The 14,159-nt window shown below is 58.3% G+C and carries 18 protein-coding genes; 17 read left to right on the plus strand and 1 reads right to left on the minus strand.

Features of this window, described 5'->3' with window-relative positions; genetic code table 11:
* Nucleotides 1-125: 125 nt before the first annotated feature.
* The 16 genes from HUU46_19220 to HUU46_19295 all read left to right on the plus strand — a co-directional run bounded on the left by HUU46_19220 (nucleotide 126) and on the right by HUU46_19295 (nucleotide 12,357).
* A complete protein-coding gene (locus tag HUU46_19220; protein NUM55777.1) occupies nucleotides 126-434 on the plus strand; it encodes a hypothetical protein in 309 nt (102 codons plus the stop codon).
* A 74-nt stretch (nucleotides 435-508) separates the two neighbouring features.
* Nucleotides 509-1,132 carry a hypothetical protein gene (locus HUU46_19225; GenBank protein NUM55778.1) on the plus strand — a complete coding sequence of 208 codons (624 nt, stop codon included), beginning with the start codon at nucleotides 509-511 and terminating at the stop codon, nucleotides 1,130-1,132.
* A 178-nt stretch (nucleotides 1,133-1,310) separates the two neighbouring features.
* On the plus strand, nucleotides 1,311-1,595 hold the full coding sequence (locus tag HUU46_19230; GenBank protein NUM55779.1) for a hypothetical protein: 285 nt from the start codon (nucleotides 1,311-1,313) through the stop codon (nucleotides 1,593-1,595).
* 2 nt (nucleotides 1,596-1,597) lie between these two features.
* Nucleotides 1,598-1,921, plus strand: coding sequence for a hypothetical protein (locus HUU46_19235; protein ID NUM55780.1), 324 nt, complete (start codon nucleotides 1,598-1,600; stop codon nucleotides 1,919-1,921).
* 12 nt (nucleotides 1,922-1,933) lie between these two features.
* Nucleotides 1,934-2,125 carry a hypothetical protein gene (locus HUU46_19240; GenBank protein NUM55781.1) on the plus strand — a complete coding sequence of 64 codons (192 nt, stop codon included), beginning with the start codon at nucleotides 1,934-1,936 and terminating at the stop codon, nucleotides 2,123-2,125.
* Nucleotides 2,118-2,552, plus strand: a complete 435-nt coding sequence (locus tag HUU46_19245; GenBank protein ID NUM55782.1) for a hypothetical protein — start codon at nucleotides 2,118-2,120, stop codon at nucleotides 2,550-2,552. Before HUU46_19240 ends, HUU46_19245 begins: the two co-directional genes overlap by 8 nt.
* Nucleotides 2,549-2,806 (plus strand): hypothetical protein, encoded by a 258-nt coding sequence (locus HUU46_19250; GenBank protein ID NUM55783.1) that lies wholly within the window; start codon nucleotides 2,549-2,551, stop codon nucleotides 2,804-2,806. Before HUU46_19245 ends, HUU46_19250 begins: the two co-directional genes overlap by 4 nt.
* Nucleotides 2,807-2,922: 116 nt before the next feature.
* The gene (locus tag HUU46_19255; GenBank protein ID NUM55784.1) at nucleotides 2,923-3,525 is read left to right on the plus strand and encodes a hypothetical protein; all 603 of its coding nucleotides are present in this window, start codon (nucleotides 2,923-2,925) and stop codon (nucleotides 3,523-3,525) included.
* Between the two features lie 77 nt (nucleotides 3,526-3,602).
* A complete protein-coding gene (locus HUU46_19260) occupies nucleotides 3,603-4,910 on the plus strand; it encodes a hypothetical protein (protein NUM55785.1) in 1,308 nt (435 codons plus the stop codon).
* 12 nt (nucleotides 4,911-4,922) lie between these two features.
* Nucleotides 4,923-5,303, plus strand: coding sequence for a hypothetical protein (locus HUU46_19265; protein ID NUM55786.1), 381 nt, complete (start codon nucleotides 4,923-4,925; stop codon nucleotides 5,301-5,303).
* A 46-nt stretch (nucleotides 5,304-5,349) separates the two neighbouring features.
* A complete protein-coding gene (locus HUU46_19270) occupies nucleotides 5,350-5,544 on the plus strand; it encodes a hypothetical protein (GenBank protein NUM55787.1) in 195 nt (64 codons plus the stop codon).
* Nucleotides 5,545-5,665: 121 nt separating this feature from the next.
* Entirely contained in the window at nucleotides 5,666-7,156 is a 1,491-nt protein-coding gene (locus HUU46_19275) for a MoxR family ATPase (protein ID NUM55788.1), read from the plus strand.
* Nucleotides 7,153-8,544, plus strand: coding sequence for a hypothetical protein (locus HUU46_19280; protein NUM55789.1), 1,392 nt, complete (start codon nucleotides 7,153-7,155; stop codon nucleotides 8,542-8,544). The genes HUU46_19275 and HUU46_19280 overlap by 4 nt, the downstream gene beginning before the upstream one ends.
* 163 nt (nucleotides 8,545-8,707) lie before the next feature.
* Nucleotides 8,708-9,649, plus strand: coding sequence for a hypothetical protein (locus HUU46_19285; protein ID NUM55790.1), 942 nt, complete (start codon nucleotides 8,708-8,710; stop codon nucleotides 9,647-9,649).
* 81 nt (nucleotides 9,650-9,730) lie between these two features.
* A complete protein-coding gene (locus HUU46_19290) occupies nucleotides 9,731-10,360 on the plus strand; it encodes a hypothetical protein (protein ID NUM55791.1) in 630 nt (209 codons plus the stop codon).
* Entirely contained in the window at nucleotides 10,330-12,357 is a 2,028-nt protein-coding gene (locus HUU46_19295) for an ATP-binding protein (GenBank protein ID NUM55792.1), read from the plus strand. The genes HUU46_19290 and HUU46_19295 overlap by 31 nt, the downstream gene beginning before the upstream one ends.
* Before the next feature lie 150 nt (nucleotides 12,358-12,507).
* Here the strand turns inward: HUU46_19295 and HUU46_19300 are convergent, their stop codons facing one another.
* Nucleotides 12,508-12,900 (minus strand): helix-turn-helix transcriptional regulator, encoded by a 393-nt coding sequence (locus HUU46_19300; protein ID NUM55793.1) that lies wholly within the window; start codon nucleotides 12,898-12,900, stop codon nucleotides 12,508-12,510.
* A 122-nt stretch (nucleotides 12,901-13,022) separates the two neighbouring features.
* On the opposite strand from HUU46_19300, the gene HUU46_19305 reads away from it, so the two are divergent.
* Nucleotides 13,023-13,316: a hypothetical protein gene (locus HUU46_19305; protein NUM55794.1), complete on the plus strand. Its 294-nt coding sequence runs from the start codon at nucleotides 13,023-13,025 to the stop codon at nucleotides 13,314-13,316.
* The last annotated feature ends 843 nt before the right edge of the window (nucleotides 13,317-14,159 follow it).

Below are 14,159 nucleotides of genomic sequence, written 5' to 3' on the forward strand. Positions count from 1 at the left end.
CACCGCCCGTTGCAACTCTCGCTGTCGACCAATCGATCCGTAGCCAACACCCAGAACGATCCCATACCGGCCCGGCAGGCGAACCACGCCCAACCGGACCACAACCATTCAAGGAGAAAGAACTCATGAACAAGCAACAACTTCAACCACTGTTTCACCTGGGCCAGATCGTCGCCACACCAGGCGCGCTCGAAGCCCTCGCCCGCAACACCACCACCGGCCTGGAATACCTCAGGCGCCACGCCACCGGCGACTGGGGACTCCTCAGCGCAGGAGACCAGCAAGCCAACCGGGAAGCCCTGCAAACCGGGGCGCGCATCCTGAGCAGCTACCTGCTCAACGACGAGACCAAACTTTGGATCATCACCGACGCCGCCATGGACGACAGCGGCAGACGCCTCGTCACGACCTTCCTCCTGCCCGACGAGTACTGACCGTACGTCGAACGCGTTCCCCTCCAATCGTAACAAACAGGAAAAAAGAGAAGAAGAAACCATGAGGTGAAACCATGAAAACCATCGAACAAACCACAGCACATCGCATCTACACATCAGACGACCTGCCCTGCATCCAGACCGAAGACGAACGCCTCGCCAAGGTGATCGCCTGGGCAGACGGCCACCCTTACGTGTGGCAGTGCGTCTGCGGCCGGCGCAGCAAAGCCTTCGGCAAGAACTCCAGCGTCTACATCGGCTGGGCCCAACGCAGCGACGCGCCAAGCGCCATCCTCGAACGCGCCCGGCACCTGTACGAACTCGTCCACGGCGAATACCCCTACGCGAGCGAAAACTCCATCTTTGTTTGGAGGGCAAAGTTCACCCTCGAACACTTCGGGGACAAAGAATTCACCGGCGGGTTCTTTCAGCAACACGACGAAAAATATCCGCGAAGCTGCCTGGTCCTGGACTACACCGCATCGACGCTGCCCGACGTCCTGGACCGATTCGAGCAATGGATGGACAAGTATCACGACACCACTCGCATCACCGTGGACGGAGAAACAGTCCGCACCTACCCCAGAAAGGGAAAACGATCATGCCAGACAGTCGTCACTTCATGCGGTCCAAACACGGACGCCAATTCCTCGAAGGCATCCGCGCCCACCTCGAAAGTCACCGGATCACCCGCGTGACGTTCCACGCCACCGAAGACGGCATCAGCACGACCCTCCACCTAGACAACAACGACGATTACACCTTCCAGGAAGACAAACTGTCCACACCCACCCTTCAGGAACAGTTCAGCTCACATTTCCGCAAACGAACGTACGCCAAGAAACCTAAACGAACGCAACGAAAGGAGACATAACCATGGGTGACGCATGCAACATGGCAGATATCGAACGCTTCATGCGATCGAAGGACGGCAAAAAGCATCTCAAAGAGATAAAGCAGATGCTCAAAGGAAAAACCGTTGTTGACGTAACCTTCACGAATGAAGTCTGGACCATCGCAACGGAGATCCACCTCGACGACGGCGAAACCTTTGTCATCTTCCAACCCTCGCTCGAAGTGGACGCGCTCCGCGAAGAGTTCAGGGACGCCATTCGGAAGGAATACTACAAGGACTACCCCGAAAGGCGCGGAGAAAGGTGAGTATGACGAACATGACAGAACCCGAACCGTGCCGTGCATGTAAGAATGATGGCTGGCTGCTCATCTTCAACACAGACAGCGACGCGTTCGAAATTCAACGCTGTGGCGGATGCTGCCGGTATCCTTCGGACGACAAAGCGCGAGCCGCGATTGCGACAGACAAGTCAAGTCTTATCACGGTGCTGTTTCAGATACGCTCCGCATTGCTCCGTGAAGTGGATAAGACAGTGGACAACGCTTCTACCACCAAGCATGAAATGAAACGGCTGCTGGCGCTGATCCGCGACTCGCTGCAGAGTGCCATTGACCTCAGAATCACAACATAAGGAGACCACCCGATGAAGAAGAAATACTTTGTGGGCGTGCGCGAAGTGCACGTCCGCTACTACTCGGTCATCGCAAACAATCCCGACGAGGCGAAGGCCCGCGTCAAGGAACGTCACGCTTCGGTCGTGGACGAGGAGGAACAGGAATACGCCAACGAACTCGAACCAGACACCTGGTCCGTCGAGGAGACCTCCGATGAGTAACACGGCATCGGTCATCATTCTCGTGGCGCGACGCGATGTCGCCGCAATCGAAGATGCGTACGGAAAGCCGGACGCGAACGACGAAGGCCCAAGTCCTTTCTGCCGCCGGCTGGCGTATCACGCCGGCAATAGCACCGTAAGAAGCGCGCTGGCGCCAGTTATCAAAGCGGGGATTCCGGTGGTTGGGGACATTGCGCCGGCGGACCAACAGCCTGGATACGCTTTCTGCGCGATAGACGGGCAATACCACGGGTGGCTGCATGTTCACGGTCAACTTTGTGTGCGCCTGCGGGAAGACTCCAAGGGCCGCCTGGTAGTCGACCGCAAGGACTTGTGCGTTGCGCGGGCCTTCTGGAAACAGCACAAGCGCGCACTGGATACCATCCAGCGGCGGTGCAACGCAAAACCCAGGAGCCGCAGGCCATGACGACACGTGACCTCATGCTGGACATCGCGCGCCAAGCACTACTCGCGCGCGCCGCGCGAGACGGCTACAAATCGGGCGAGTACGTACCAGAGACCGATCATGAAGGATACGTGACCTCGCTCCTCATCGCCCTTCACCATTGGTGCCATGCGTACAGTCACGACTGGACCGCAGAACTCCGCAGCGCGCAAGAACTCTTCGAAGAAGACCTCGACGAAGCGCGCGGAGAAGAGCCGGAAGCCCTCTCGCAGTAAGCCCGCGACTCACATCTCACCCAACCTGAACCCGTAACCCACTGCCACCTCAACCAAAGGGCGGAGTCTGTCTATTCCAGAACAGCTCCGTCCTTTCCCATTGGAAAGGAGCACGAATGATTACCATCCATCCAAGTGTGGGCCGCGCCAACATCAAGATCGGGCCCATACGCAGCTTCAGCCTGCCGTCCCGGTTCACGTGCCCGGGCGCCACCAAATGGTGCCGGGAGAACTGCTACGCGGCACGCTTCGAACACATACGTCCCAGCTGCCGCCTCGCGTACGCGCGCAACCTCATGCTCACGTGGAACACGCGCCGCTTCGTACGCGTAATGCTGAAGAACATTCCAAACGACTTGCCGGTCTTCCGCATCCATGTGAGCGGCGACTATTACGATAGGCGCTACGTGGCGGCATGGGCGTCTATCGCATCGAAGCGACCGAACACACAGTTCTTCGCGTACACACGCTCCTGGATCGTTCCAGAGCTCCGTACCGCGCTGGAAGCACTGCGAGCACTGCCCAACTGCCACGTGTTCGCAAGCGTAGACCCAGAAATGCCAGACCCACCTGCGGGCTGGCGCATCGCCTACCTGAACATCGACCCGAGAGCGAACGGCGTTCCCTGCCTCCACCAGCAAGGCAAAGCAGCATCGTGCTACGAGTGCCGCTACTGCTTCCGCCCCGGCAAAGGAAACGTCATCTTCAAGGTCCACTGAACCAAAACACGAACACCGAGACGCCCCGAAGACGCATCAATGCCTTCGGGGCGTCCCGCATTTGGAGGAACAATACCATGAGAATCACCCTCGAACTCGTGCGCACCACCTTGCGCAGAGTGCTGGGCCGCGACAGTTTCGTCGCGTCCTTCATCACGCACGTCGACGAATCCGCTATTTGCCCCACCGCCTGCATCACCAAAGACGGCAGACTGCAAATAAGCCCGGAGTTTGTGAGCAAGCACGTCATGAGCGAACAAGACCTCGTCTGCATTCTGCTCCACGAACTCATGCATCCGATGTTCGGCCACTTCGTCTACGGACCCGGCGAACTCGAGAACGTCGGCGCGGACATGGTCATCAACGCGACCATCACCCACGTCTTCGCAGAGGCCTCGGACAACGGCGCCCTCTTCCGCCGCTTCTACAAACCTCGCGGCATCGAAGGACTCTTGCGCCCCGGAAGCCAGATGTACGAGAGCCGTTACGCCGATCTGTACGAATCGTTCTACCTACCGCACTCGCACGCCGGCGATACGCTGAGCACCGGAGAAGTCATCCAGACCCTCAAGATACTCACGCCCACGATCCAGACGAATGCGATCGTGTTGCTGGGAGGCCACGGCAAGTTGTCCGGGAAGGACAATGGAACCGGAAGTCTCGATGGCCTTTCCGCCGAAGTCCTCTGCGACATCGCCGGAGACCTCAAGAAAGCGTCCAAACGGAATAGAGGACAGCGCGCGGGAATCAACGAAGCGCTATACGACCTCTTCCTGGAGGTCCTCAAGGGCCACCTTTCCATCAAGAGGGTACTGCTCGCGAAATTCGCCACCAAACAGAAGGTGGACAACTTCAAGACCTTCGGCCAACGAATCCGAACCGCTACATCGCCCATCCCGCTCAACCTATCCAAGCGAGACCTCGTCCTGTTGTCCGCCGGCATCGTGCCGTTCCACTTCCACAACCACAGCCCAGCCAAAACGACCCAGCAACAGGGCCTGGCCGTGTATTTGGACGTGTCTGGCAGCGTCAACGAACACCTGCCAAGAATCATCGGGCTGTTGCAGGGCCTCAAGCACGACCTGAAAAGCATCTACCTCTTCAGCAACAAAGTCGTCGAAGTACCGTTCCAGACACTGCTCAACGGCAAACTGCAAACGACCTACGGCACAGACTTCAACTGCATCGCCGCATCCATCCTCGAACGAGGCCATGACAAGGCCGTCATCCTCACCGACGGCTACGCAGCCCTCAGCGACGACCGGTCCAAACAACTCCAACAAGCACGCACCCGAACGCTCACCGTGCTCTTCGGAGGCAAAGAGGACTGTCCAGAATTCGCCCTCACGGGGGACGTCGTGCAACTCGAAGACATCGTTGAATAAGGAGATGAAACCATGCTGTACCGAGTGACATGGACCATAGACCTGGACGCGGACTCGCCCGAGCACGCTGCCCGACGCGCGCTCGAGATTCATCGGAATCCCGATTCGTGGGCAACCCACTTCGAGGTCCGAGCCAAACGAGGTCGTGTCCACAACGTAGACCTGGGCCGCGGCGACGCGGCAACAAAGCAAGACGTCGTATTCGTCCTCACTCCCATGGCCGACGGCATTGTCCGGGACGTCCAGGCATTTCGCACACGAGAGGCCGCGGCAGCAGCCGAACGCGCCTGGCTCGATGCGCAAGGCATCCGCACAGACCAAGAACGCGAACACCGGTCGGACTGGGGCACCGGCATCGCCATCTGGGAGTGCAAAACGACCGACCCAACCTGAGCAGTTCGCCCCAAACCAACATGAACACAAAGGAGGTGCAAGACCCATGACCATCTACGTCACCGTAGCAACGTGCCAGGGCGTGATCGCAGACATCACCGCGTACCTCACCCAGGAATCCGCGCAGAAGGCGGAACGCCGCTGGCTCAAACAACACCGCATCCGTAATAACGACGACCGCGAAGGCAAGTCCCGGAACGGCACCGAATTCGTCCTGCGCGAGTGCAAACTCAAGCCGTAAACCAGAACCACTAGACGATCTGCATTAGGGAGATGTCCCCCTCGGGCCTGTCCGCCCGCGGCGGGATATCTCCCTTTCTTGTTTCCACCAAAGGCAGAAAACAGAAAAAGGAGAAGACGAAATGATCCTGCAACACCTCGGCATCTACGGATGGAAGGACGCTGACGAAAACCTCGTCCTCGCTTCACTCCTCACCGGCGACCCGCTCCTGCTCATCGGCAACCACGGGTGCGCCAAGACCCACGTCGCCAACAAAGTGGCCCAGGCACTCGGGCGCACCTTCCTCGTGTACGACGCATCGAAGTGCATGTTCGAAGACGTATTGGGCTATCCCAATGTGGAAAAGCTCAAATACGGCATCGTCGAGTACGTCCCGAGCCCCGTCACCATCTGGGACAAGGAACTCGTCCTCATTGACGAACTCAACCGCGCGGTACCCGAACTCCAAAGCAAATGGCTCGAGATCATCCGCTCAAGGAGAATCATGGGCTTCACCACCCGGGTCAAATGGGTGTGGAGCGCCATGAACCCGCTTAGCTACAGCGCCACCCAAGCCCTGGACGACGCGCTCATCGGCCGCTTCGCCCTCTTCCTCTACCCGCCGGAGATCCTTCAGATGGACGAAGCAGACCGCATCCGGGTCGCCACGCACATCAACGGCGATGACGCACCCAGCTTGTCCGAGTGGACCAATGGCGTGTCCGCGGGGACCGTGCCGCAAACCAACCTGGAAGAAGTCGCCACAAACCTGCGAACGGTACTCGCCATCGCGGGCAGACACTTCCTCAGGCTCCGGGACCAGCTCGGGACCCTGCCGGAGTTTCTCGCGAAGTTCTGCGACCTGCTCGTGCGCGAGACGAAAGGCGAAGTGGCGCTCGACGGCCGCCGGCTGGGGTTCATCCACCGCAATCTCATCGCCAACCGCGCCGTCGAACTCGCGAAAGCGGAAGTACTCCAGGCGCCGCTGCCAGACTTCGTACAGTCGTCCCGCTACGTGGTACAGAGCAGCATACCCGTCGGCCTCAACGACGCGTCTCTCAAACGGGACGAGGCCGTCCACAAGATGGAGATATGCTTCGACCTCCTCAGCCGGTATTTTGAAGAAGGCGCCGAACTGCATACGGTCAACCTTATCTACGAACTCTTCACCACACCGGACCTCATGCGCAAGGCGGAGCTGTTGCTGACCTGCGACCTCGGCGAGTTCGCGCTGTCCAAAGCCTGGACCGACCTCATGGCCGAAGACCGGGACATCACGCTCCTTGCGTACACGGCACTGCAAGTCGAGGCGCGCCGTCCAGGCACGGTTCCGCAGGAACTGCTCGCATCGCTGTCCGCGAAAGTCGCGCCGGAAAACCTCAGCACGAAATGCATCGGCCACCTGCGCAACCGGGACATCGAATATGTACACGAAGTGGAACGGCTGCTCGACCATCCCACCGACTTGACGAAGCTGGTCGCATACCAGCGGGTGAAACAGCTCGTGGACACAGGGAATCTCACCCCACGGAAAGTCCAGGACACCGAGCACGCCATCGCCGAGGACATCGAGACATTCGAATCCATGCTCAACGGCGAAACGGACCCAATGAAAGGAGGAAAGGCCGCATGAAAACGCTCGAAACATTCCGGCTCTGGCTCGAGCCGGACAACGACATCCCGCAGTTCAATCGACTGCGCTGGGACCTCGTACCGGTGCCCGTCGCGGACGTACTGCTCCACGGCGTCCATCCCTGGATGGGCCCGGACAAACACCCTTCGCTCGAAGAGGCATTCCTCGAACGGTTCAACCAGGACGCCGCAAGAGTCACTACGCTTACCGGCCTGGGGTATACCAGCAACATCACCTCGCCCGGCGCATACTACGGGAAGATGAGCTCACGCTTCGAGCGGCTGCTCGAGAACATCCGCGACGACGTCTACTTCGTGGACGAACTCACCTACCTTGACCTGCTCGAGATCGCCAAGGGGCGCATTCGCGAGACGTGGGACCACGGAATGGCGCTGAGGCTCGCGGAGAAAGCGCACCCCGGGTTCCAGGACCTCCGCCAATTCCTCAAGAGCAAGGACAAACGCATCAAGCTCTCGAGCTACGACGACATCGACAACTACAACCTCGGCGCGCTCCTGTCGCTCGAAGACTTCGCGGACAAGGATACCCTGCTCATCGCCGAGGGTATCCCCACGCCAAACTTCCGGCACACGCGGTTCCTGCAAAGCGTCACCGACGAACAAGGGCGGCTACGGCTCGTGCCAGAACTCAAGCACCTGACCATGACCACCCTATTGCGCTCGAAAGACCCGCGGCTCTGCGGGGTCCACATCCAGTGGCATGTCACGCGCTCGGGCAACAACCTGACCTTCCACCCCGACGTAGGCGGGAGTCCAACAAAACGCGCCGCGGCCGAAGAGTTCGCGACCCGCTGGCGCACCGACCGCGGACGCTTGGTCTTCCAGACCGACATGGAACACCTCAGCAAGATGACAGAGGTGGAAGAAGCGGCTCCCTCGTTCCCTCGGCTCAACTACAAGAGCAAGGACGAAGGACAAACCGCCTATGCCGAACTCCGGCAGGCCCGCATCGAGGCCTACCACATCGGCAAGTACCCAACATGTGCGTCGAACGGAGAACAACTCCGCGAGGTACTCCGCACCTACGGCGTCCCCATGACCGGCAACAAGGAGGAACTGCTGGCAAAGCTCGCCAAACTGGCGGCACAGAAGTACGCGGAAAAGCAGCAGGACATGAACGCCTACTTCACAGCCAACCGGCTCGTCCTGGTAACGAAGCTGCCGGCGACAGCCGTGAAATTGTCCGTACTCGAAGATGTGCCCACACTGCACTGCCTGTTATTGACGATGTACGCCCTCCGCCACCTGCGCGGCAACGCCATCCTCGAACCCAACCATGAAAACAACACCTACACCACCGAGGAACTCGCGCTGGCGCTGGTGAACGGCAAGGTGTCCCTGGTCGGCGGCTTCGTACGAGCCGCCTAATCGCGGCTGTCTCGGGAGGCGGGAAACCCATAAGGAAGTACCGCCTCCCTATCCGCCGGATGGACGCGCCATCCAGTCGACCTGCCGGAACGGACAACAAAGCGGCACGACACGTCTATACGTATGGACGGCCACAACGTCCCATATAATAGGAGGCGCTACCATGTCCGCTACCAACTGTAAACTGTACACCCGGTTTTTCGGCCATGAACCGCCTGCCAGCGTGAGCGTCGGCAAAAGCCAGGCGGACATCCTCACCGCCGGACGGGGCTTCATGGACGGCTTCGACCACACCATGCAACTCATGGTCGGATGCCCCGGCGGCTGCCTCTTCTGTTACGTCAAGAACGGCTACATGCTCGCACCCGTATCCGTCAAAGGACGCCTGGGCGACTTGTGGGGCTTCATCCTCCGGCACAAGGAGCGGCCCATCGAGAAGTTCCGCGCCCACCTGGAAAAAGGAACGCTCGCGAACAAGACCCTCTACTGGAGCGGCGTCACCGACCCCTACGCTTCCACACCGAAGGTCACACGCGGCATCTGGGAAACGCTGTGCGCCGTACCACCCGAACTGCGGCCCAAGCGGATCGCCGTGCAGAGCCGCTTCCGCCCGGACCGTGACGCGGACATCATTGTGCACTATGCGGCAGATACCCATCCGTCCGATGGCGGACCGGCAGTGGTGTTCAGTTACAGCATCGGCACCGACCGCAACGACCTCATCAATGCGTGGGAACGTGCCACACCGTCATTCGAGCAACGCATGAACTGTGTAACCAGACTCCGCGAAGCCGGACTATTCGTGGTGGTCACACTGAGCCCCTTCAGCTTGTGGAACGATCTGCAGGGCACGCTGCAGCGGTTCAAGGACATCGGCGTTGCGTACGTAACCATGCTGTTCTTCAAGTGCGGCACCCGTTCGGCGAACACGCCGCGCTATTTCCTCGATTACCTCGCCGAAACCCACCCGGAGTTGTTGGACGAGCAGTGGCAACAGGAACGCGTCGTGGAGGCACGGGCGGTCTTCGGGCAAGACCGGGTGCTAATGGGACAGGACGGTTTCATTTCACTGACGCGCCCACACACTGTGGGACAGCGCTCATAGAGAAAAGGCACCGCGCTGAAGCGAAACGCTTAAATACAACCTCACTTTACCACTCGCCAGAAGCAACATCTGGTGATGAACATGAACTTCGGATTCCCGCAACCCAAACCCTATCTCGACTGGTACACCTTTTCTTCACTCTACGCGCTTCCCTCCAATCCCAATCGCCGCTCGACTTCTTACAATGTCCCGCCTTTATCGTCCTATACGTTTACACCCAGCGACAGCGCTGCACCGTACGCTCCCTCGGCAGGTGGCAGCGCACACCTTGACGCCGTTACAGACAGTCTCGCCGTTAAGCCGAGCCAGGACCCATTGGACACCTTCTTTTCCGCCAAGCGCACCTTCCTCGGTAAAAGCGTTGAAGATATCCTGGGAAGCATCTACGAGCGCATCAGCCTCAAATACGAAAACCTCCATCAACTCGAATACCAATCGATACGTCTCGGCACGCGCCTCCTCGAACTCAATAACTGCAACTGGGGCATGAACCCTCAGATCGAGCGAGTCCGCATCAATCTGGAACGCGAGATCCTTTCCACCGACACCGAGAAGCGCAACGAAGAGGTCGAATGCTGGCGCGACGTAACCCGCCTCAAGACCGAACTGCGCGAAGTATTACGAGAATTCAGCCAGGAAAAACAAAAGAGCGCACTCTTCGGCGACGCATCTACGAACCCATGGACGTACAACAACTCTGCCGGACATTGAAACCCATCATCGGCGCCAAGGCAGACCAGTACTGGCTCGCCTACCTCGCCGAAGACTACAGAGGCAAACAGGAAATAGAGACCGTACTTAATCTGCTTGCTGCCCGACTACTGGGAAGCGACGTGGAGAACCCGGAAGTGCACCTCTCCGCGCCACCCGAGAAGATCGTGGCGGGAGACTATCCCCTGGGTCACGTCGAGTACGCAGGCAATCTGCTCTATCCCTTCGGCATGCGGGAGGACGAGATTATCCAACACACGGCCATCTTCGGAAGATCGGGCGCGGGAAAAACCAACACCGTGTTTCACGTCATCCAAGATTTTCTTGATCACAAGAAGCCGTTTGTCATATTCGATTGGAAGCGGAATTATCGCGATCTGTTGGCAGTGACTGACCAGGAGATACTTGTCTACACCGTCGGACGCGACACCGCGCCGTTCGTGTTCAACCCACTCATACCACCCGAAGGCACGGACGCAGCAGTCTGGCTCAAGAAACTCATCGAGATTATAGCGACGAGCTACTACCTCGGAGAAGGTGTCATGTTCTTACTGCAAGAGGCCATTCACGCTGTATACAAAGAGAAAGGCGTCTACTCGGCGAGACCAAAGCAGTACCCGACCTTCAACGACGTCCTTACCTGGCTCCACGAGCACCCGGTCAAAGGCAGGCAGGCGTTGTGGATGGACTCCACCATGCGCGGCGTGAAAAGCATGTGCTTTGGACACATGGGAGAAGTAGTCAATACCGGCGTACAGCCCAACGTCGGGGGATTGCTGTCTAAGAATGTAATCCTCGAACTTGATGGTTTGACCAACGCGGACAAAGCACTCATTACCCAATCGCTCTTGCTCTGGATTCACCATTACCGACTCGCGCAACCCGATCGCGAGACATTCAAGCATGCCATCATCATCGAGGAAGCCCACCACATTCTCGCCAAACAGACAGGGCGCGGCGGGGAAGTCATCACCGAAACCATCCTGCGAGAAATTCGCGAACTCGGCGAAGCAATTACGCTTATCGATCAACACCCCAGCCTCATCTCCCTGCCGGCCCTCGGAAACACATATACGACGCTCACCATGAACCTCAAACACAGCGCAGACGTGAGCGCCATCGCCGCGGCCATGCTCCTGCAAGACGAAGAAAAGGAAGTACTAGGAAGACTCCCCGTCGGCTCAGCAGTGGTGAAGTTGCAGGGACGCTGGCCTCGGGCCTTCCGCGTACGCGTCCCGCACACACCCATACCCAAAGGCACGATCAGCGACACCATGCTTCGAGAGAAAATGCAGCCCTACCGCCTCGCGCCAACCGTCGTTGAGCAACCGACGGAAGCAAACCCAATCGATTCGATTGCGACATCAGTGCCTTCGGAGAGCCCAACAGAGCCGCAGCCGGGACTCGCGGACAACCATAAGGCGTTGCTCTTCGACGTGGCGCAGCAACCACTTTCCGGAATCGTGGAAAGGTACCGGCGCCTCGGCATCAGCAGGCGCAAAGGAAACACGGTAAAAGAGCAATGCGTACAGCTAGGACTCGTCAGCACCATCGAGATTCCCACGCGCAGCGGCCGGGTTGTGCTTCTCGAACTCACCGAAGAAGGCAAACGAACTCTCCGGCGGCACGACTACGAAGTCCCGGACAGGTCCAGATGGGGCAGCCTCGAACACGAATACTGGAAAACGAAAGTAGCCGAGCACCTCCAACGATTGGGGTGGACGGCAAGTATGGAAGAACCTGTAAACGGTTTCACGGATATCATCGCAAGGAGAGAAGGCCGCATCGTCGCGTGCGAGATTGAAACCGGACGCTCGGACTGGCGCGCCAACGTCGTCAAGAACGTAAAGAAAGGCCACGCGCCAATCGTACTCATCGCAACCAATGAAGATGCGCACCGAGAAATCGCGGTCTGCGCGCCCAAAGAGTTCCAAGGAGTGGACCTGAAAGTCATCCAGGCCCAGGAGGTGGTAGAGAAGAACCAAGACCTAATCTGAACGCGGAAAGCGAAAGACAACACCTTTGGAGGGTATTTCAGGAGTTCCAGCGCAGGATGGCCTGCTCAAGCTAGATGAAGGACTATTCATCCGATTCCACTTCCGCACAAGTGAATCCTGGGCTATTCCTCGCAAGCAACGCTTGCTCGTCTATCCCAGTATTCTCTTCAAGAACAAGAAGACGAGTTCCCAATCTTCAGATTTCTCCGGCCTTCGACCTCTAAAATGTATCTGCTTCAGCATCTCCACGTCCTGCTCCTGCAGACCAATCTCCTTCCCGCGCTTGCGCGCCAAGTCTCGGAGCCCCTTCGGCACCTTCGCCAGCACGTCCTTTGAAATGATCTCGGGCACGCCCACAAGGTCGGATACGGTCGTACCCAGCGCCGCCGCAAGCTTGCGCAACACCTCGCCTGTGGGGTTCGCTCGCCGACCGCTCTCTATTTGCCAGATATATGGCTTCGAGATACCCGAGGACTCGGCCAACTCCTCCACGCTCAGGCGCCGGGCCTCACGCAACGACTTCACTTTCTCCGCTAAATCCATACGCCACCTCCCATTGCGAAGCTATGGTATCCAAGAAGTATGCTATAGACAAGCGACGGAAAACTATGCGATAATATACTTACAGGCGCGTATCGCATAGCGCACACCACAGGAGCAACACCATGGATTTCCTCACCAAGACATATTTCCAAAACCCGGACCTCTACAACGTCATCATCGGCATCCTCATCTTCTACGGACTCGGCCGCATCGCCTTCTGGCGCAACGCCGACGGCCTCCACGTCGGCGGACCGCTCGCCGTGGGACTCGGCCTGTTGCTGACGATTGCCATCATCACCTGGGCACACGACAACGGACGCGTCATCCAGGAATTCGGCCCTCTTGCGGCCGGTCTGGTCGTCGGCGCCGTCATCACACTCGGCATCAACGCATTCCGCAAATCCGGACAGTTCTGAGTATCCCCTCGGGAGTAGTAACGGAATAGGAAGGTTTAAATGGGCAAGCGCATTCGCAACCCGAATGCGCGACCCCATACCTTTGCGACGATACCTACGAGCACGAAAACTTTTGAAGCAGAAGCTCCGCGACGTAGAGCGGAAATTGCGCTCCTACCATAGTCACCGAAAACCGGCTGTCAAAATCTGAAAAATACAACCTGGCGCCGAAGCACTTAGTGTGCCTATTGGGCCCCCGATACGTGTGAAACATCGCGATTGCCCACATGATGACATTTGCCACTTCAATTGGGGTATTCTTTTGACTGCTATGTGGTTAATGTGGTTAGTCCGGCATCCAAAATAGGGGGGAGGTCACCTGCCCATGACGGCCAGTTCGGAGGCCATGCCCGCTACTTCCGGCTCAATGCCACGTGAGGTTTGCTGCATAAATACGCATACCCTCGACCGCTATGTTCGCCAGAAGAAGGGGGACACAGGTATCGCGCAATTGCTTGACGGTGTTGGCGCTGGCGAGGAGGCCCTGCTCGACACAAATAATTGGATCTCGATGGCTGCGTTTCGCGTAATGATGCGCAATATCAAGATCGTGTTCGAACAGCCAAGTCCGACGTGCTCTTTCAGGCTTGGTCAGGCCATGTCCGGTACCGAGTCCGGCCCACTCTTTTTCATTGTGCGCCTCATTGGGGATACTCGGCTGGTTCTCCGAAACGCCCCAAGTTATAACCGTCGATTCAATATCGACCGGGCGTGCTCCCCTAAAAGTAGACCAGTTGGAATGTTAGGATCTCCGGGCATGAAGGAGGTCCGAGATGAAGAAGAAGCGGTTTACGGAAGAGCAGA

The organism is Candidatus Hydrogenedentota bacterium (assembly GCA_013359265.1).
Taxonomy (GTDB): domain Bacteria; phylum Hydrogenedentota; class Hydrogenedentia; order Hydrogenedentales; family SLHB01; genus JABWCD01.